The 20,270-nt window shown below is 56.7% G+C and carries 18 protein-coding genes; 14 read left to right on the top strand and 4 right to left on the bottom strand.

What is annotated here, in order from left to right:
• Positions 1-49: 49 nt before the first annotated feature.
• Together HDF14_RS03945 and HDF14_RS03940 are read left to right on the top strand one after the other, a co-directional pair.
• Complete coding sequence (locus tag HDF14_RS03945; protein WP_183973780.1) at positions 50-1,354, top strand: metal-dependent hydrolase family protein; 1,305 nt, start codon at positions 50-52, stop codon at positions 1,352-1,354.
• A gap of 21 nt (positions 1,355-1,375) precedes the next feature.
• The gene (locus tag HDF14_RS03940) at positions 1,376-2,092 is read left to right on the top strand and encodes a methyltransferase family protein (protein ID WP_183973779.1); all 717 of its coding nucleotides are present in this window, start codon (positions 1,376-1,378) and stop codon (positions 2,090-2,092) included.
• A gap of 232 nt (positions 2,093-2,324) precedes the next feature.
• Here the strand turns inward: HDF14_RS03940 and HDF14_RS03935 are convergent, their stop codons facing one another.
• Complete coding sequence (locus tag HDF14_RS03935; RefSeq protein WP_158792936.1) at positions 2,325-2,621, bottom strand: HU family DNA-binding protein; 297 nt, start codon at positions 2,619-2,621, stop codon at positions 2,325-2,327.
• Positions 2,622-2,723: 102 nt separating this feature from the next.
• Between HDF14_RS03935 and HDF14_RS03930 the strand changes: the two genes are divergently transcribed.
• The 5 genes from HDF14_RS03930 to HDF14_RS03910 all read left to right on the top strand — a co-directional run bounded on the left by HDF14_RS03930 (position 2,724) and on the right by HDF14_RS03910 (position 8,257).
• Entirely contained in the window at positions 2,724-3,215 is a 492-nt protein-coding gene (locus HDF14_RS03930; RefSeq protein WP_183973777.1) for a hypothetical protein, read from the top strand.
• 28 nt (positions 3,216-3,243) lie between these two features.
• Positions 3,244-4,290 carry an LLM class flavin-dependent oxidoreductase gene (locus HDF14_RS03925; protein ID WP_183973775.1) on the top strand — a complete coding sequence of 349 codons (1,047 nt, stop codon included), beginning with the start codon at positions 3,244-3,246 and terminating at the stop codon, positions 4,288-4,290.
• Between the two features lie 331 nt (positions 4,291-4,621).
• A complete protein-coding gene (locus tag HDF14_RS03920; RefSeq protein ID WP_183973773.1) occupies positions 4,622-6,937 on the top strand; it encodes a patatin-like phospholipase family protein in 2,316 nt (771 codons plus the stop codon).
• 93 nt (positions 6,938-7,030) lie between these two features.
• Entirely contained in the window at positions 7,031-7,939 is a 909-nt protein-coding gene (locus tag HDF14_RS03915; protein WP_183973771.1) for a sugar phosphate isomerase/epimerase family protein, read from the top strand.
• A gap of 126 nt (positions 7,940-8,065) precedes the next feature.
• Positions 8,066-8,257, top strand: a complete 192-nt coding sequence (locus tag HDF14_RS03910) for a hypothetical protein (protein ID WP_183974674.1) — start codon at positions 8,066-8,068, stop codon at positions 8,255-8,257.
• A 5-nt stretch (positions 8,258-8,262) separates the two neighbouring features.
• Here HDF14_RS03910 and HDF14_RS03905 read toward each other — a convergent pair whose 3' ends face one another.
• The 3 genes from HDF14_RS03905 to HDF14_RS03895 all read right to left on the bottom strand — a co-directional run bounded on the left by HDF14_RS03905 (position 8,263) and on the right by HDF14_RS03895 (position 10,686).
• Positions 8,263-8,694 carry a rhodanese-like domain-containing protein gene (locus HDF14_RS03905; protein ID WP_313899483.1) on the bottom strand — a complete coding sequence of 144 codons (432 nt, stop codon included), beginning with the start codon at positions 8,692-8,694 and terminating at the stop codon, positions 8,263-8,265.
• 46 nt (positions 8,695-8,740) lie between these two features.
• A complete protein-coding gene (locus tag HDF14_RS03900) occupies positions 8,741-9,712 on the bottom strand; it encodes an oxidoreductase (RefSeq protein WP_260698017.1) in 972 nt (323 codons plus the stop codon).
• A 281-nt stretch (positions 9,713-9,993) separates the two neighbouring features.
• Positions 9,994-10,686: a DUF2461 domain-containing protein gene (locus HDF14_RS03895; protein ID WP_183973767.1), complete on the bottom strand. Its 693-nt coding sequence runs from the start codon at positions 10,684-10,686 to the stop codon at positions 9,994-9,996.
• 351 nt (positions 10,687-11,037) lie between these two features.
• Between HDF14_RS03895 and mnmE the strand changes: the two genes are divergently transcribed.
• From mnmE to rbsK, 7 genes are all read left to right on the top strand, one after another.
• The gene (mnmE, locus tag HDF14_RS03890) at positions 11,038-12,429 is read left to right on the top strand and encodes a tRNA uridine-5-carboxymethylaminomethyl(34) synthesis GTPase MnmE (protein ID WP_183973766.1); all 1,392 of its coding nucleotides are present in this window, start codon (positions 11,038-11,040) and stop codon (positions 12,427-12,429) included.
• Between the two features lie 228 nt (positions 12,430-12,657).
• The gene (locus HDF14_RS03885; protein ID WP_313899500.1) at positions 12,658-13,023 is read left to right on the top strand and encodes an Arm DNA-binding domain-containing protein; all 366 of its coding nucleotides are present in this window, start codon (positions 12,658-12,660) and stop codon (positions 13,021-13,023) included.
• Positions 13,020-13,460, top strand: a complete 441-nt coding sequence (locus HDF14_RS27365; protein ID WP_406707182.1) for a hypothetical protein — start codon at positions 13,020-13,022, stop codon at positions 13,458-13,460. Before HDF14_RS03885 ends, HDF14_RS27365 begins: the two co-directional genes overlap by 4 nt.
• A gap of 91 nt (positions 13,461-13,551) precedes the next feature.
• Entirely contained in the window at positions 13,552-16,881 is a 3,330-nt protein-coding gene (locus HDF14_RS03875) for a carboxypeptidase-like regulatory domain-containing protein (protein ID WP_183973763.1), read from the top strand.
• Between the two features lie 35 nt (positions 16,882-16,916).
• On the top strand, positions 16,917-18,071 hold the full coding sequence (locus tag HDF14_RS03870; protein ID WP_183973762.1) for a nucleoside hydrolase: 1,155 nt from the start codon (positions 16,917-16,919) through the stop codon (positions 18,069-18,071).
• A gap of 17 nt (positions 18,072-18,088) precedes the next feature.
• The gene (locus HDF14_RS03865; RefSeq protein WP_183973761.1) at positions 18,089-19,216 is read left to right on the top strand and encodes a nucleoside hydrolase; all 1,128 of its coding nucleotides are present in this window, start codon (positions 18,089-18,091) and stop codon (positions 19,214-19,216) included.
• A gap of 68 nt (positions 19,217-19,284) precedes the next feature.
• Complete coding sequence (rbsK, locus tag HDF14_RS03860; RefSeq protein WP_183973759.1) at positions 19,285-20,223, top strand: ribokinase; 939 nt, start codon at positions 19,285-19,287, stop codon at positions 20,221-20,223.
• The last annotated feature ends 47 nt before the right edge of the window (positions 20,224-20,270 follow it).

Genomic DNA, 20,270 nt, shown 5'->3' with positions numbered 1-20,270 from the left:
CCATTTCAACACGCCGGAGATTCTCGAAGACACGTCAAGGAGACTGCGTATGCGTAAAGCGAACCACGTGAAACATTATATGTTCCTTGTTTTGTTACAAATTGCAGTTTTCTCTGCTGGCGCCCAAACAGCCCCACGCACTCTCCTGCGCACCGGCCATCTGCTCGACGTAAAGACCGGGGCCGAACCCGCAGATCAGACGATCATCGTGACCGGCGATCGCATCACCGCGGTTGCACCCACAGCATCCACGCCAAAGCAGCAAGGTGACACCGAGATCGACCTCACGCATTACACCGTGATGCCTGGCCTGATCGATGTCCACACCCACCTCACCGGCGCCTCCGCGAACTTTGATCCCTACTTTGAACTGTCCATGACGCCAGCCAAGGAGGCGATCATCGGCGTCGAAAACGCAAAGGTCACGCTCGAAGCCGGCTTCACCACTGTCCGCAACGTTGGTGCGAACGACTACACCGACGTCGCCCTCCGCGACGAGATCAACGCAGGCCACATTCCCGGGCCGCACATGCAGGTCTCCGGTCCCGCACTCGGCATCACCGGCGGACACATGGACGAGAATCTTCTCCCGTTTGAGTACCATGTCCACGGCCAGGGCGTAGCCGACGGCATCCCCGCCGTTCAGCACCAGGTCCGCGAAAATATCAAGTACGGAGCCGACCTCATCAAGATCGGCGCCACCGGCGGCGTCCTCTCCAAAGGAGACGATCCGCAAGCATCGCAATACACCCTCGAAGAGATGCAGGCCATCGTAGCTGACGCGCATCGTCTCGGCCGCAAGGTTGCAGCCCACGCCCATGGCGCCCAGGGCATCCTCTTCGCCACCGAAGCCGGTGTCGATTCCATCGAACACGGTAGCTACATCAACGACGAAGACATCGCTCTGATGAAGAAAAAGGGAACCTACCTCGTTCCCACGGCCTATCTCATCGACTGGGCCCGGCAGTATGCCAACCTTCCTCCTCTGTACGCACAAAAGATGAAGGACGTCAGCGTAGTCGAGAAGGCGAACATTCGTCACGCCATCGAATCTGGCGTAAAGATCGCACTCGGCACTGACGCCGCTGTTTATCCGCACGGACTCAACGCACATGAGGTGGATGTCTACGTCAATCAGTTTGGTATGTCACCCTTGCAAGGCATCCAGACCGGCACCATCAACGCGGCGGATCTCATGGGGTGGACCGACCGCGTCGGCACGCTCGAACCCGGCAAATGGGCCGACATCATCGCCATCGATGGCGATCCACTCAAAGACGTCAAAATCCTCCAGCACGTCAACTTCGTCATGAAGTCAGGCACCGTCTACAAAGACGAAACTCACAAGCAGTAGGAAAGAAATTCTAGAACCAACATGAAAGCAACAGCGCTGGAGTTTCGTCTCCGCTTCCTTCTGGGTGTCATTATCTACGTGCTCGGCTTCATTGCCCCGTGGAACATCTTCCTGCACCTGGATTCCATTCGCACCTGGCAGTTCCTCGCGGCGTCGCCCGCACGCAGTGGTTGGCTCGGCTTCAGCGCTGCAACCATCGCGGTCCTCATCCTCGGCATTCTCTGCGCCCTCACAGGAGCATTCCTGCGCACCTGGGCCTCAGCCTACCTCGACCCATCCATCGTCAAGGCTGGCACAATGCACGGCGACAACGTGATGGCGGACGGCCCCTATCGTCATCTCCGCAACCCACTCTACCTCGGCACCTTCTTCCACACCTTTGCGCTCGCGCTCCTCATGCCACCCAGCGGAGCCATCTTCTGCATCCTCGCAATCGCCTTTATCCAGTTGCGCCTCATCAATGCAGAAGAGTCCTTCCTCGCCGCAAAACTCGGCGAACCCTACCTCGCCTACTGCGCCAAAGTCCCTCGCCTCTTCCCCTCACTCACCGCGCGAGTCCCCGCCTCCGCGACACAAACCACGTGGTTCAAAGCTCTTCTATCCGAGATCTACATGTGGGGTGTCTTCGTCTCTTTCGCAACTCTAGGCTGGCGCTACAACTCAGTCCTCATCATCAAGGGCGTCCTCATCTCACTGGGCATCTCGCTCATCATCCGAGCCTTCCTCCCGAAACGCTAAAAGAAAATGCGCCGAAGGCGCGTCAGCCTCGATGGCAGATCGCGCCGTGCGCGCAGCACGCAGTTGTCTTTGCTGTAAATTAAAAAACCCGCCGCGCCAACGATGCAAATCGTGGACACAGCGGGTTGGTTCTCGTTACACACATCAGCAGATTCTGAGGCGCATCAATCGGGGAGGGCCTTTCGCATGCGACAGGTTCGCGCCGATCGGCGACATCAGCGTCGCAGTTGAACTACTTCTTCACCGGTGCGATCGTGTCCTTTGCAACCTTGGCCACGCGGAACTTCACCACGGTCTTGGCCTTGATCTTGATGGTCTCACCCGTCTGCGGGTTACGGCCAAGACGCGCCTTACGCTCTGCCTTTACCAGCTTGCCGATACCAGGAATGGTGAACTCGCCATTCTTCTTGGTCTCTTTTACTGCGGTCTCTGCCAGCAGTTCCAGGAAACCTGCGGTCTGCTTGTTGGTCAGTTCGAGCTTCTCCGCCAGGTGGCGAACCAGCGCTGTCTTTGTCATTCCCTTTGCCATGTATTGCTCCTTCTTACTTTCGATATAGAGTCTAAGGTCTGCTCGCCTTGCCCGCATAAAGTTTTCGTAAAGCGCATCCAGTTTTGCGATGCGAAATCACCAATGTTCATGCGGGTGCGGAGAACCGTACCGCAATTCACCTTCAGCCTTTCCGCGCGCTTTGTCAACTCCCTTTCTTCGGTTTCCACAGGTTTTTTCCGGTTTTTCTCGGTTTTGTTCGAAAACAGGTACATTTTTCTCATAAGTTCCGAGAAAATTCAGGTTTTAGCCGCCAAAAACTCCGCGATCAATCCCCGAAGCCACCGCATTTTTGCCCTTGCAATTGCAGTTGCATTTGTCTTTGTCTTTGTCTTTCTTGTTGTCATTCCCGCAGGGGATCTGCTGTTGCCTTTATCCCTTCTGTCGTCATCGCCATTTTCCATACAGCAAAAACCTCGTCATCTCGACCGAGGCTGTTCACAGTTTCATCGTGAACAGCGCAGTGGAGAGACCCCACATTCTTTGCCGTTGTACCTGTGTTTGTATTCTTGTCGTTTCGTTTTCGTGAAGATCCGCCGTCCAAATCGAATCTCCTCCCTTCGCATCAACCTCTAAGAGACAATCAATCAAGAGGAATAAAAAGATGCAGATCGGAATAGACAGCTTCGCCGCGTTGGTTCCAGACCCCATCACCGGCCACATCGTCACCGCGCAGCAGCGCATCGCGCATCTCCTCGAAGAGATCAAGCTCGCCGACGAAGTAGGCCTCGATCAGTTCGGCCTCGGCGAACATCACCGCAGCGAATATCTCGACTCCGCTCCCGCCGTCATCCTCGCCGCCGCAGCATCTATTACGAAAAACATCCGCCTCACCAGTGCCGTCACTGTCCTCAGCGCAGCCGACCCCGTCCGCGTCTTTCAGGAGTTCGCAACGCTCGACCTCATCTCCAATGGCCGCGCTGAAATCATCGCAGGCCGCGGCTCTTTCATCGAATCCTTCCCTCTCTTCGGCCTTAAGCTCGAAGACTACGACGACCTCTTCGCAGAAAAACTCGACCTCCTCCTAATCCTTCGCGAGAAAAACAACGTTCACTGGTCGGGCAAACATCGCGCAGCACTCACAGGCCAGGGAATCTTCCCACGCCCGCTGCAAAACCCGCTCCCTGTCTGGCTTGGCGTAGGTGGCACGCCGGAGTCCTTCGTCCGCGCTGGAGTCCTTGGCCTTCCGCTCATGGTCGCCATCATCGGCGGCGAACCACATCGCTTCCGTCCTCTCATCGACCTCTATCGCGAAGCAGGCAAACGCTCCGGCCACTCTCCCGAGACCCTCAAAGTCGGCATTCACGCTCTCGGCTACGTCGCAGACACCGACCAGCAGGCCTCAGACGACTTCTTCCCCGGCTACGCCGAAGCCTTCACCAAAATCGGCAAGGAGCGAGGCTGGCCCCCGGTCACTCGCAATCAGTTCGAAGCCCTTCGCCGCCCCACCGGCGCGCTCATGGTCAGCGATCCCGAAACCGTAGCGTCAAAACTCCTGAAGATGAACGAAGCTCTCGGCGGCATCTCCCGCATCAGTTTCCAGATGAGCGTAGCCGCCCTGAACCACGGCAAACTTCTCCATGCCATCGAACTGCTTGGCACGAAGGTAGCCCCGATCATTCGCAACGCTCTATCCGCCTCAGCAAAATAATCGACGCACTTTCCGCTCCAGCCGTTGCCGTTGCTTTTCTAGTTGTCATCCCCGCAGGGGATCTGCTGTTGCACTTGCTGTTGCAGTTGCCTTTGCCTCTCTTGTTGTCATCCCCGTAGGGGATCTGCTGTTGCATTTGCCTCTACCTCAGTACCCACGCATCTTCTCCTCGTCGCGGAATGGCAGACAAACGTTCGAATAAATGAAAAGATGAAAACGCTGATGACGTGCACGGCCTCTTCAGCCCGTCGCAACGCTATCAGTCGCAATCAAATCGTTCAAAGGGCCACTGCAAAAACTCTTTCCATCAAAGAACCGCCAGGTGCTGTCGATGTTGGAGGAAATTGGTATGTCGCTGCAGCGAAGAGCCAGTTGCACTCTGCTCCTCTGTCTAACATTCCTGCTTATGTCCAGCGTCGCGCGTAGCCAAACGCCGCAGCATGAATCAAGTTCCACTCCAACAACCGCGACCCCTGCACCGCCCGCGCCCACCCTCCAGAGTCGCGACACCAACACCACCAAACGCCCCCGCATTGCCCTCGTGCTCGAAGGCGGCGGAGCCCTCGGCTTCGCACACATCGGAGTCATCGACTATCTCGAGCAGCACCACATTCCCGTAGACCTAGTTGTCGGCACCAGCATGGGAGGCCTCGTCGGTGGCCTCTACGCTTCAGGCCGTTCGCCCGACGAGATCCGCACCCTGCTCCACGACATCGACTGGGACGTAGCCATCGGAGGCCGCACACCCTTCCGCGATCTCAGCTACCGACGCAAGCAGGACCGCGAAGACTTCCCTAACCGCCTCGACTTCGGCCTCAAGCACGGTCTCTCATTCCCCGAAGGCCTCAACTCTGGCCAGGAAGTCGGTCTCATCCTCGACCGCGCCACCCTCCCCGACTACGCCCTCACTAGCTTCAACGACCTGCCCATTTCCTTCCGCTGCGTCGCCACCAACATGAACACCGGCCGAGCCTTCGTCTTCGATCACGGCTCCCTCGGCCAGGCCATGCGTGCCACCATGTCCATCCCCGGCGTCTTCGTCCCCGTCGTCATTGATGGACAGACCTTCACCGACGGCGGCTCAGTCGACAACCTCCCCGTCGACGTCGCACGCGCCAACGGCGCCGACATCGTCATCGCCAGCTACCTCGACACCGGCCAGACCACCACCCAACGCGCAGGGTCGTTCCTCTCCGTCACCAGCAACACCATCAGCATCATGATCGCCGCCAACGAACTCCACAGCCTCGAAAACGCCGACGTACTCATCCGCTCCGACCTCAAGGGTTTCACCAGCTCCATGTTCTCCGACTCAGCCATCATCGCTCCTAAAGGCATGGAAGCCGCCCGCCAAAAAGCTGCTCTCCTCGAGCGCTTCAGCATCCCCGACGCCGAGTGGGCCGAATACGTCAAACAACGTGACTCCCGCCGCAAAACCACAGTCCCCAATCCTCAGTTCCTCGCCGTCACCGGAGCCGACCCCAACACCAACGCCGAGATCGACCGCCGGCTCAAGCCCGAGGTCGTCGACAAGCCCATCGACCCCAAATTCCTCGACCTCGAGATGACTCGCTTCGTCGGCAACGGCACCCTCAACGCCGCCGGCTACTCCATGGTCCAGCGTGACGGAGTCCCCGGCCTCGCCGTCACCGCATATCCCAAGTCCTACGGCCCACCCTTCCTCGACCTCGGCATCACCATCGACGGCTCCGACACTCAGGACGTTCTCTTCGGCATGTCCGGCCGCGTCACCTTCACCAACCTCGGTGGCTACCGTGCCGAGTGGCGTAACGACGCCTTCTTCGGCTACAGCTACGGCCTCAAGAGCGAATACTACAAACCTTTCTCCGCCAAGAGCCGCTTCTTCTACGCTCCCCGCGCCTACGTCACCAGCACCCGCTTCGACTTCTACAACGAAGGCTCCCGCACCTCTCAATATCAAATCAATCAAAACGGCTTCGGCTTCGACGGCGGCTACACCTGGCCCCGCGGCGCCGAGCTGCGCATCGGCCAGGACGAGTATTGGTATTCGGTCAACAAGCGCATCGACTTCGATAACCTCTCAATCCCAGCTCAACAGCAAAGCGTCTCCTCCCTCCGCTTCAACTCTCTAGGTGCTGACAACGCCGTCCTCCCCTTCAACGGCCTCAACACATTCTTCCGTGTCGAACGCCACCAGCCCTCAAAAGGTAACGACCCCTTCACCCTAGCCGAAGGCAGAGTTGCCGCCTACTTCCCCATCAGCGCCAAGAACTCGGTCTTCGTCATCGCCTCCGGTGGCACCAGCTTCGGCGCACCACCCGACGTCACCGACCTGCAGGGCTTCCCTCTCGGCGGCCCCTTCCGTCTCGGCTCCTACGGCAAAAACGAGCTCCTTGGCAATCAGTTCTATCTCTTTCAGGCCGGCTATGAGCGCAAGCTCTTCAAGTTCAACCCACTCTTCGGAGAAGGCCTCTACATAGTCGGCTTCATGGAAGGCGGCAAAGTCTACGAGAACCTCAACGCCGCCGACTCCCTCATCTCCCAGGCCTGGGATGGCAGCGTCGCCATCGTCGCCCGCACCGCAATCGGTCCCATGTACATCGGCGGAGCCGCCGGCGACAACGACCATCGCAAATGGTGGTTCGGCCTTGGCCGAGTCTTCTAACGTTATTCCCTGGGTATTCCCTTGACACCACTTCGCAGCTGCCACGTAGACTGGCTGCAATCTCAATCCGCCACAAACGAGATCAGGAGAACTATGAATTCGTCACGACGTTTGTTCCTGCAACAGTCCGCCGCCGTCGGCCTCGCCGCAACATTTCCCTTTCGGTCAGCATTTGCAGAAACCAAGCTCCCCATCGGCGTGCAGCTCTACACCGTGCAGGACGAGTTAAGAAAAGATGCCCCCGCGACCTTAGCCGCACTCGCTAAAATCGGCTACCGCGAAGTCGAATCCTTCCCCATTCAGGAAATCCCTCCCGCGCAGCTTCGCAAGATGCTCGACGACGCCGGCCTCAAATGCCCCAGCGCGCATCTCTTCTTCGGCCTCTCCGACAACGCTTCGCTCTTCGAGCAAGCCAACACTCTCGGCGCCCACTACGCCGTCAGCTCCGTCCTTCTTCCCACCACCATCCAGGGCGCCGACATCCCAAAGATGATGGACATGATCAAAGCCTTCACACTCGACGACTTCAAAAAGGTCGCCGCGAAAGCCAACGAGATCGGAGCCCAGGCAAAAGAAGCCGGACTCCAGTACGCCTACCACAATCACAACTTCGAGTTCCGCGACTACGGCGGCCACACCGGCTACGAGATTCTGCTCAGCGAAACCGATCCCGCACTCGTAAAGTTCGAGCTCGACTGCGGCTGGATGGTCACCTCAGGCCACAACCCGATCGACTACTTCACCAAATATCCCGGCCGCTATCCCCTCATGCATGCGAAGGACTTCCCCGCCGACACTCCAGTCACGACGAACCTCGGCGTCGATCCCAAACACCCACCCACCGAAGTCGGACGCGGCCATATCGACTTCAAGCCCATCATCGCGGCAGCGGAGAAGTCAGGCCTCCAGCACATCTTCGTCGAGCAGGATCCGCCCATCGCCGGCATGACCTCTCTCGAAGCCGTTCGCATCAGCTACCAGACCCTGCGCCCCCTCGTATAACCAAAGGCAACGCACGACTACTCGGATGAGGGAGAAAAAGATCAGTCCCGCTCCCTCATCCCGCAACCAAACCTTGCATCCTACAAAGTAGAAAACATCGTAGAAAGTCAGCAGAGGGAGAAACACATGGCAACCGAGGAACTGGCAGAAACACGCGGCTCATCCATGAACAGGTTGGTCTTGTTTGCAACGATCGCCTCCGGAATCATCGCCGCTTATCTCATGTACAAACGTGGCGAATCCATCGGAACAATCGCGAAAAACGCAATCACCAACCCCATCGGATCTTTGGTGACCGAAGTAAAAAACAAGGTGTGAGTGTTCTACTTTGCCGTATCCAGATGAAAGGATTCCGTGTACGTCTCCACCGGATATCCCTTCGCCTTCCACGCCGGCAGGCCACCTTTCAGCAGCCTCACACGCGTAAACTGCAGCGCCCGCGCCTTCCCCAGCACCATCTCGAACGTCGCATCGTCGCCGCCCGTGCAATAGATCACCGAGTTCTGATCGCGAGAAAAATGAGCCGTCTGATCAGCGATATCCTTCGGCGCAATCCTCGTCGCTCCTGGAATTATCTCCGGGTGCGCCAGAAAATCCAGCGGCTGACGAACGTCATAGAGTAGAACTTGTTTTGCCTTCAGCTGCGTATACAACGCTTCAGGCTCAATCGTCTTCGCCCTCACTTCGCGCTTTGCGAGTAGTCGTCGCACAATTAAACCCATCGCCAAAACCAAAACTACCGTGCCAACGATCACAATCGCGCTCATATGCAATTAGATGTACGCCAACAAAAGCCAGTTGTCACGCGGTCACCAGCATGGTGTCCACCAAGCGCACACCAGTCATCTCCTCCGCCGCATCCCACAACCGCCGCGCCGCTCCTCCATCCCGCGCCGGCTTCGGCAACCCGATCAACACCGGATCACCCTTCAGATGAAAGAAGTCCTCCGGCGCATAGTAACTCCCTTGCGCGGCATTCTTATCCGTAGCCGCCTGCAGCGTAGGCAGCGCTCCATGTGCCGCATCATGCGACATAAACGGCATCAAAAAACTCTCAACAGGGGTCAACTCTCTTCCCACCCCGCTTGTCTGCAAATTCGTCCGCGCAAACCCGGGATGAGCCGCGTTGCTCAGTACCCTCTTTCCCGCCGCCTCACTCCGCCGCCCAAGTTCGGTCATCAGCATTAAGTCTGCCAGCTTCGACTGGCAGTAAGCGTTCCATGGCTTGTACCCCTGCTTCCACTGCATATCCTCAAAACGAATCCGCTTCAACCCCATATCTGCCGCACCACTCGACACCGTCGTCACTCGCGGCGCATCCGATTTCAGCAACGCCGGCATCAGGAGCAACGTCAGCGCAAACGGCCCCATGAAGTTCGTTCCCATCTGCATCTCAAACCCATCTTCTGTCTCCTGCCGCACCGGAATCCGCATCACGCCTGCGTTGTTCACCAGCAGGTCCAGCCTTCCACCACTCGACACCCGCTTCGCAAACTCCCGCACCGACCGCAAACTCGCAAGATCCAACTGTTCATACCGCACCTTCGCCTGCGGAACCTCACGCCGCACCCGCTCCACCGCGTCCTGTCCCTTCGCCGCGGTTCGCGCCGTCATCACCACTTCGCCGCCTGCCTGCGCCAGCTCCAGCGCCGTGTTCCAGCCGATACCACTATTCGCGCCCGTAACCACAGCCACCGTCCCCACCTGAGACGGAATATCTTTCACACTCCACTTCGCCATACAGTCACCCTCGCTCTCAAAATATCCTGCCATTATATGAGTATTTACTCACTCACTCAGATTCAACAAAATCGAACAATCCAACGCAGTAGAGCGCACCATATTTGTCGTTGCTGCTGCAGCGGTTGTTGCTGTTGTCGTTCTTTGTTGTCATCCCCGAAGGGGATCTGCTGTTGCAGTTGCCTGTTTTACCTATCCCACACCTCCAAAACATTCGTCATCTCGACCGAAGTCGTGCGGCTTCATCGCGCGACGCAGTGGAGAAACTCCCTTATTTCGTCTTTCACGCGGCCACGCCTACACGGCCACGCACCCTAAAACATAGGCTTTCTAGGCTTCGCAATCAAAGGAGTATTCAAAAGCCTGATCAACGGAGCCGCAACCTTGAACCGCTCCACCACATCCTTCAGCAACCCAGGCGAAGTAGCTCGCTCAACAGGCAAAGTAGCCGACAACCCCCACTGCTTGCACATAATCAAATCAATCGCCGGATCATCCGCAGCAAACCCCTTAGGTGGCCGCGTCAACGAAAGCGTATCAGTCTCCTGCATCAGCGACCGCAACTTCTTCCCCGCCATGATCTTGCGAAACTCCAGATGATGATCCACCAGGTATCGGCGAATCGCCAGCAACTGCTCCCTCTCCGGCATATATACCCCGGCCGCAATCAACACATCCGTCGAACTCACCTGCAGATAAAACCCGCCCCCCGAGGTCTTCTGCAGCCCATCCCTCGCCCACCACGCCGAGACATGATGCTTGTAAGGCCGCTTGTCCTTGCTGAATCGAATGTCTCGATAGATTCTCATCAGGATCTTGTTCGCAGGCCGAAGATGCTCGGGCGAAAACTCCGCCAACGCCTCATTCACCTCGCCAATCAGCGCCAGCATCGGCTCCTTCAACTGCCTCTCGTAAACGTCCTTCCGCTCTCCAAACCACTCGCGGTCGTTGTTCTTCTTCAGCCCTCGCAAAAACTTCAAAGCCTCATTCGAAAACTGCGTCGCCATCCTTCAATCGTACCTTCCAAGCTCGCGTTTGGCCGTGAAGCATCACGGTTCGCTCGTCGGTAGGGAAGCCCGTCATTTCGACCGAAGCTGCTCACAGTTTCATCGTGAGCGGCGCAGTGGAGAGACCCGCTGCTTCAGCGGGTTAACAGCACCACAAAATAAAGTTGAAAAAGCTGGCGCATTTCTAGCGCACGAAAAAGACGATGTTTAAACACCACGTTTACCACGCAATTCACCACGATCACACCATCAAAACACCACGTTCCGCACACAGTTTTTCGCAAAAACCCTCGAAAAACACCACAACTCACCACGCCAATTTTTTTCTCCCGCTAACATGGAAAAATCCAGGTGAGCGACTCCAACTCCAAATCCGGCCTAACCTTCGAAGACACCATCGTTGCCATCTCCACCCCACCCGGCCGCGGCGGAATCGGCATCGTCCGTCTCTCAGGACCCACCGCCCGCGCCATCGCCGAACCCCTCCTCAAACTCCGCCATCCCCTCGCCCCCGCCCAGGCCCGTTTCGCCGAAATCCTTGATTCCACAGGCGAAAATCCCACCCAAGTCCTCGACGAAGCGGTAGTCACCTACTACCAATCCCCCCACTCCTACACCTCAGAAGACATCGTAGAGATCGCCGCCCACGGCTCTCCCGTTCTGCTGGACCACCTCCTCCGCCAATGCGTCGCCAATGGCGCCCGCCTCGCAGAACCCGGAGAATTTACCCAACGAGCCTTCCTCTCCGGCCGCCTCGACCTCACCCAGGCCGAAGCAGTCCGAGACCTCATCGAATCCACCACGCTGCATCAGGCACGCATCGCCGCTCAACAGCTCGGCGGCTCCCTCTCGCGTCACATAGCCCCAATAAAACAACAACTTATAACTCTCATCGCCGCGCTCGAAGCCGGTATCGACTTCGCCGAAGACGACATCGACTTCCTCCCGAACTCCCAAATCGGCGCTCAAATCGAAGCGATCCAAGCTCCCCTCATAGCACTCGAGAAGTCTTTTTCCTACGGCCACATCGTCCGCGACGGCTTCACGATGGCCATAGTAGGCCGTCCTAACGTTGGTAAATCCTCTCTTTTCAATCGTCTGATCCAACGCGATCGCGCCATCGTCACTGCGACACCCGGCACAACCCGCGACTTGGTCACCGAACGGTTGTCACTAGAAGGCATACCCTTCGAACTCATCGACACCGCGGGTCTTCGCCAAGCCACCGACGAAGCGGAGTCAATAGGCATTACTAAATCGCGCGAAGTCATGTCTGAAGCGGATGTCGTACTGCTCGTCTTGGATGCCACTGCGCCACCCCACGAAGATGATAGAGCCACGGTAGCTGCTTTATCAGGCCGCCCCTTCGTGATTGTTCTCAACAAGCAAGATCTCGCTCATTCGGCGCCGGGAGCCTGGGAACAGACCGTTCAAACAGTCGAAACGTCCGCTCTCACCGGATCGGGCATTCTCGAGTTGCGCCGCGCAATTCTGTCATTGATCGCGAAAAAAATTCCAGCCATTGAGTCCGCGGTTCTCACAAATCACCGGCAACAGCAATCAGTATCGGACGCGACAGGAGCCCTCCATCGGGCGCATCAGGCTGCATCCGCCAACATCCCCCACGAAATGATTCTTCTTGATCTCTACGAAGGGCTCCGCGCTCTCGACGCTTTCAGCGGCTCCACAACGAGCGATGACCTCCTCAATCTCATCTTCAGCAAGTTCTGCATCGGCAAATAAGAGCGGTTCCTTAGCGTTCCAATGAAATCCGTTCCATCGCGATTATCGCAATAAATACAGTACTTTAGTGACCAACCGCGTCCAAGCAAATCCCTAGTGAGCCGTTCTCAAACTTGTCCACAGCACTGTACACTAACGTCATGTCGCCGCGAAAAATGACGTCTGTGGACAATTTGAGGCGCAGATGGCGCTGACCGAACTCCAAATTAAAGCCTCAAGCCCCAAGCAATTCGCTATGCCGTAAGCGATGGTAGGGGCCTCGCTCTTGAGGTGATGCCGACTGGCGCAGCTCCCTGGCGATATAGATATCAGTTCAAGGGGAAGACGGAGAAGGTTTCGCTGGGCCAATACCCCCTTGTGAGTCTGAAGGTTGCGCGATCGAAACGCGACGAGCTTGCGAAAGCAGTTCATGAAGGCGTGTCTCCGGCAAAGCAAAAGCAGCTAGAGAAGTTCGCACTCGCCAACTCCACCTCCGTCGCCGATTTCAGTGAGCGTTATTTCAAAGAGGTGATCGAGAAAGATCGAAAAGACACTAAGCAGCTTCGCCGCTATCTCGAAAAAGAGATTTACCCCGCGTTGGCACTTGGCCATTGAGAGACATCACAGCTCAGGACGTACAGCGACTCGTATTCAAGAAACGCGATAACGGCTTCGAGTCAGCCGCGGCCCAGCTTCGTAACCTACTCAAGCGCATTTTTGATTATGCAATTGTCTGTGGGATCGTCACATCGAATCCAACACACGCAACTCCCATGCGCTTTATAACGCGAGCTCGCCCGCTGTCTCCAGACGAACTGAAGATCTACCTTCAAGTTCTCGATCGAAGCAACATCCGCCGACAGTTCAAACTGACTCTGCACATCATTCTCCTGACCTTGGTCCGCAAATCTGAACTGCTACAAGCACGGTGGATCAACGTAAATCTTGACGATGGAGAATGGCTGATACCCGAGGCACAGTCGAAGACTGGTAACGATCGCGTATTGCGAGATGAAGCATCGCGCGTTCGTTTCAAATCGCGCGTTCGTTGAATTTCTTGTTGACAGTGATCTTTTACCGAGAGTATAGGCCTGTCAACGAGTTTTGAACCGATTCAAAGAATTTGAACGTAGGGAGCTCAACTTGAGACTCAAATATCTGGCAACCTCTTTCTTCCTCGTTTGCTTTATGCTCCTTCCGGCCATCGCGAAGGCGCAAGCTACAGCGACCATCACAGGAACAATCTCGGATCCAGCGGGGTCCGTGATCGCCGAGGCAGTCGTCACTGTCACCAACGTCGACACAAACGGAGCTCGTGTCGTGACTACCGACAATAACGGTCGTTTCGTCGCCAATCTGCTGCCCATCGGCAACTACAAGATCCAGGTCGCTGCGCCCAGCTTCCAGAGTGCTATCAAGAATGGCATTCTTCTCGAAAATCAGGCCTCGCCAGAGATTAACTTCACACTGCAGCCCGGTTCAGTCACGTCAGCCATCTCAGTAGAGGCCAATGCAGTTGCGGTCGAAGCCACCGACTCTTCACTGAGCCAGGTCGTTCACTCTCAGCAGGTCTCCGACCTCCCCTTGAATGGGCGCAACTTCGTGGAGTTGGCAACGCTAGCTCCCGGAACCTCTGCGGGCAATCAGCCCAATGACTTCTTTGCAGGCGGCGGCAGCAGCGAGACCTCTATCCGCGGCTCATTCTCCCTCTCGGTCGGCGGATCGCGTGAGAATCGCACCGACTGGCTCTATGACGGTGTCGACAACAATGAGCTGACCTCCGGCGGCATCTCCATTGTGCCCTCCATCGACGCGCTCCAAGAGTTCAATGTACTCACCTACAACTACTCCGTTGAGTACGGAACACGCGCGGGTCCGACCGTCCTCCTCACCTCCAAGTCCGGCACCAACCAGTTTCACGGAACGCTCTTCGACTTCCTGCGCAACACTGATCTGAACGCGACCAGTTACTTCTCTCCGGTTAATCCGAAGTACATCCGCAACCAGTTCGGAGGTTCAGTCGGCGGCCCGATTCGTAAGGATAAAACTTTCTTCTTCTTTGACTACCAAGGTACAAAGAGCATTCAGGGAATTCCTTCGCTCACCCAGGTCCCAACCATGCTCGAGCGCCAAGGCATCTTCACGGAGTCCTTCCCGGGATCTCCTGAGGTTCCTATCTACGATCCGAACACAACAGTCATCGATCCCGTCACTGGAAACGCCAGCCGCACTCAGTTCCAGGGCAATACCATTCCTGGCTACCGGCTGGACCCGATCGCGGTCAAGATGCTCAACTTCTTCCCGGCTCCGAACGTCTCCGGCGTTCTTTCCGCGAACTATGTGGATGTACCAAACCAGATCTTCAACGACAACGACTTCGACATACGAATCGATAACGTATTCTCGGATAAAGATCGGGCCTTCGCTCGCTTCAGCAGAGATCAGGCAACTGTCTTTCTACCCTCTGGGCTTCCTGATTTCGGTGCACAGCCTGGAGGTTATGCCAGCAATCAGACACTTGCGAATCGCGGAAGAAATCTGGCGATTTCCGAGACGCACATCTTCTCGACCAACGCGATCAACCAGCTCACCGTCGGATATAACCGCATCTTCGATCACATCACGTCCTTTGGAGACGGCACCGATTGGAGCACGCAGCTTGGCATCCCCAACGCCAATCTCGGAACCTACCTGAGCAGCGGGTTGCTCAACACGCAGTTCAACGAGGGGTACTGGGGTCTCGGCGATCGCGGATTTTCTCCCATTCAGGATGGAACGAACGTCTTCCAGTACAGCGACGATTTCGAGCTGGTGCATGGGGCACACTCGTTTTCCATGGGCATCGGCATACGCCTCATGCAGCTCAACGAGCTTGGCAACGCCTTTCCAATGGGCGAGATGGGGTTCGACAACCTGTTCACGGCAGGATTCACTAACGGCGCGTTCAATTCGGCTAGCGGCAATCCCATCGCCAGCTTTCTGCTTGGCACTCCCGGCAGCGGCGAACACGATGTTTCTTTCTCGGGCGATGTCTCTGGCCGCAGATGGAAGGAGTTCCGCCCTTACTTCCAGGACAACTGGAAGGTCCAAAAAAACTTGACGGTGCAGCTCGGCCTGGCGTGGAACTACACAACACCAGTTGTCGAATCGCAGAAGAGACTGGCTAACTTCGACTTCCCAACCGGCCAGATGCTGATCGCGGGTGTCAACTCATCTGATTCGGCAGGGATTCAGTCGTACTACCGCGGTTTCGAACCAAGAATCGGATTCAGCTTCACTCCCTTTTCCACAAAGAACGCCATTCGCGCAGGCTACGCGATTCTTCACGACGCTGGATGGAACCTCGGCGCACAAGGGCTGGACCTGAATCCTCCTTTCTACGGCACGTTTGCGTTCCAAGCCGACGACATATACCCGGTGACAACTCTGTCCGGTGGATTTCCGGTGCCGACCCCACCAGACGTGAATAACTTGACGGGCAACGTGTACAGTCAGAACACCAATTTTCACCCTGGGATAATTCAGCAGTTCAACCTGAACATTCAGCGAGAGCTGCCCACCGGTACCATTCTGACGGTCGGTTATGCGGGATCTCGCGGGACGCATCTGCAGACCTCAGGCTTTCCGCTGAACACTGCCACGCCCAGCCTTCAGGTTGATCCCGCCAATCTGCGCCCGTATCCGAATCTTAACGCGATCACCGGTTTCCTCGACCGCGGCCTGTCGCGCTACGACTCGCTTCAGGTAAAGGCAGAGCGCGCCTACAACAACGGCGTCTACATCCTACTTGCCTACACCTATAGCAAGGGATTCGACAACGGTCTCTACGACGACCTGGGTTCGCTGATCGGTGTTCCTTACTATCCGCTCAATCCGGCGCCGAACGCGTATCCTCTCAATCCCCGGGGCTATACCGACAAGGGACTCAATGTGACGGATCAGACGCACAATCTATCCGCCAGCGTTCTTTATCAACTACCTTTCGGGCGCGGCAAAAAGTTTGCTTCCAGCGTAAGCACGCCGATGCAGGAGTTGGTCGGAAACTGGCAGTTGAATTTGATAACGCACATCGCTTCAGGCTTTCCTCTCGGGCTCTCGGCGGGCGTCAACAATGCAGGCACAACGACCGGCAGTCGTCCCGATCAGATCTGCAATACGCCTCCGGCTCACCAGTCATTGGCAGAGTTCATCAACACAGCGTGTTTCGTCGACCCCGCTCCCGGCGTCCTTGGAGATGCATCTCGCACCCCGCTATACGGCCCCGACTTCGTCAACTTCGACGGTTCGCTCTTTAAGACCTTCGTCCTCCCTAAAGAGACACAGCTCGTCTTCCGCACCGAGGTCTTCAACGTCTTCAATCATCCACAGTTTGCGAATCCGGGGACTACTACGGACTCTCCCGGATTCGGACAGATCACTCAGATCGTAAATAATCCACGCCTGATTCAGTTCGCGTTGAAGTTCGTGTTCTGATCACCGTCAGCTCATCATGGAAGGATAGAAAAGGCATGAAGCCTGATTGGTTTCAGCGGAATCCAGACCGCAGAATGTTTTTGAAAGTGACAACGGGCTCTGCGATCGCAGCGATGGTTCACGGGCCGTCGCGTGCATTCGGAGCACCGTATGGGCTGCCCCAGGCCACGGCGTCGCATCGCGCGGAAGTGACAACGGCAGCTAAGGTTATTATCGACACTGATCCGGGAGTCGATGATGCCTTCGCGCTGATGCTGGCCATGCGTTCGCCCGAGCTCAACGTTATGGCCGTCACCGCGGTCGCCGGTAATCTGCCTCTGGAGATCACCCTGCCCAACGCTCTGCGTATGGTCGAGATTTGCGACCGAACGGATATTCCAGTGGCAGCCGGTGCTTCAGCTCCGCTCATCCGGCAGCAGGTGACTGCATCCTATGCACATGGAGAGAACGGCCTCGGCGGCGTCACACTTCCTCCGCCCAAAATCACTGCTGTAAAAGAACACGCCGCAGAGCTGATCTGCCGCATCGTTCTGGAACATCCGGGCGAGGTGACACTGATCGGCCTCGGCCCACTGACCAACCTTGCCCTTGCGCTTCGCTCGGAGCCAGGTCTTGCAAAGGCTATCAAGAGCATCGTGTTGATGGGTGGCTCGCTCTCGGGCGGCAATGTCACGCCTGCGGCTGAATTCAACTTTTATGTCGACCCGGAAGCAGCAAGCATCGTCTTCAACTCTGGAGTCCCCATCACCATGGTCGGCCTCGATGTCACTCGCAAGGTCGAGTTGACCGAACCCTATATCCGTCAGCTCGAAGCCGGTACGAATAAGCCGAGCCGAGCTGCAGCCGGTATCGCACGCGCCATCATGGCAACCTATCGTGGGCACGGAGAGAAGGGCGGCCCAACCCTGCACGATCCTCTTGCAGTCAGCGCTCTGATCCGTCCCGATATACTTACCTTCGAGAGTTATCGGGTGCAGATTGAGACCAACGGCCTCATCACAGCGGGCGAGAGCGTTGGATGGAAGCGTGCCCCCATCCGATACGCGGCTGCCTTCGAGAACAGTCCACGTGTCACACCATCGGAAGAAGCCTTCACAGCCAACACCAAGGTTGCCGTCGACGTTAGACCGGACAGCTTCTTCCGTCTGCTGGTCGATCGCATTACAGGAAATAAGCAGGACAACGGATAGTCTCAGGAGGAATTCCTTTGAAACAACTACGAAAGAGCTCGCTTTGGTCTCTGGTTCTCTTCTCCATTCTTTTCGCTGTAATCTCATCACCACCAGTGCTCGCGCAGGATGCCCGCTACGTCATCATCGATCAGGACGCAGTCGGACCAGCAGGAACAGACATGAACTCGATGCTTGTTTTTCTGCAGTCTCCACACGTCAATGTGCTTGGCATCACGGTGCTCACCGGAGACGGATGGCGCGATGAAGAGGTAGCCCACACCCTACGTCTGCTGGAGCTCATTGGCCGCACTGACATTCCCGTCATGGCAGGAGCGATTACTCCTCTGGTAAGAACGCAGCAGTGGACCAATGCTTGGGAGCAGATCTATGGGAAGGTCGTCTATCAAGGCGCCTGGAGTAGCTTCCGTCCAAAGCATGGTCCCTTTGATGTCCCCAAGCTGCAAGAAGGAAATCCCACAACAAAAGTGTCGGACGAAGACGCGGCGCACTTTTTGATTCGCATGGTGCACAAGTACCCGCATCAGGTCACGATTTACGCTGCCGGGCCTATGACTAATGTGGCCCAAGCGATCAGCCTCGAACCGCACTTCGCCGAGCTCGCAGCGGAGCTCGTCATCATGGGAGGCAGCCTCAATCCGCACACCGACGATAAGGAATACATTGACAGTCCTCGTCATGAATTCAATCTCTGGTTCGACCCCGAAGCTTCAACCATCGTCTTCCATGCGCACTGGCCGAAGATCACAGTCACCCCGGTGGACGTCTCGATCGAGACCCACCTCACGAAGGAAATGCTCGACGAGTTGAAGAAGAGCAGCTCTCCATCCGGCCAGTACATCGCCCGCTACACGCGCCGCCCCGGAGATTATCTATGGGACGAGCTCGCTGCGGCCGCGTGGCTTGACCCAAGCCTCATCACGCGGGAGCGCTACGTCTATTTCGATGTCAGCGTCGATAAAGGCATCAGCTACGGAGACACCATCGTCTGGACCGATGACGATAAACCCGGCCTCGATCTTCAAAAGGCCCATGTCCAAATGGATGTCGACTGGCCCAAATTTCAGAAGATGTTCCTGCAGCTGATGTCCTCGCCAACCCCGGGAGCGAAGAACCCTCAGCTCGAACTAAGTCAAAGCCACTAGAGTGACCGATAATAGAGTTCATCCAACAACGTTAATAGACCAATCTATGACTGCTGTGGAGCCCTGACATGAACAGTAAACCCATTGCCATCATGGGAGTCTTTGCCATCGATCTGGCCTTCCGAGTAAATCGTCTGCCCGTTTGGGGAGAGACAGTTCTCGGTTCCGAATTTCGTCTTGGGCCCGGCGGTAAAGGATCAAACCAATCGGTCGCCGCCGCTCGTCTCGGTGCGCAAGTCCACTTCATCAGCAAGGTGGGAAGCGACAACTTCGGCGACATCGCTCGGCGGACCTACAAAGAGGAAGGCGTCGACACGCAGTTTCTCTTCTCCTCGGATAGCGATACGACCGGCGCTGCAGCCATCATCATCGACGAAATCAAAGGCGAGAACGCGATAGTCATCACTCCGGGCGCAGCAAACGCTCTCACAACAGATGAAATCGATCTTGCCCGGACCCAAATAGCCGGCTCGGCCGTCTTCATGACCCAGTTGGAGCTTCCTCTGCCCATCGTGGTGCATGGTTTGAACACTGCGCACGGGCTCGGCGTTCCTACTATCCTCAACCCCGCGCCCGCCTGTGCGTTGGACGACACGACCCTCGCACTATGCGACTATCTGACGCCCAACGAGAGCGAAGCCGAGGCTCTCACCGGCCGTCGGGTCGCGTCCCTCGAAGACGCAGAGAGCGCAGCCGGTCAGTTGCTTGCACGCGGTGTGCGGAACGTCATACTCACCCTGGGCGCTCGCGGCGCTCTAGTCAAGACCTCGTCGATGACCGTGCACATCGAAGCCTTCAACGCCGGACCCGTAATCGACACCACGGGCGCAGGAGACGCATTCAACGCAGGCCTTGCGGTGGCGCTCTCAGAGGGAATGAGCCTCGAAGATGCCGCACGCTTCGGGTGCGTCGTTGCCGGCATCTCGGTCACGCGACACGGAACAGCTCCCTCGATGCCACGAAGAGCTGAGTTGGAACAGTACAAACAAGCTTCTTACAAAAAATAAAACCAATTACGTTCAACGCCCTGTTGCGCTTCGAAACACATAATTAT

Source organism: Tunturiibacter gelidiferens (genome assembly GCF_014201335.1).
Taxonomy (GTDB): Bacteria; Acidobacteriota; Terriglobia; order Terriglobales; family Acidobacteriaceae; genus Edaphobacter; species Edaphobacter lichenicola_E.
This window is presented reverse-complemented; position numbering and strand designations above follow the sequence as displayed.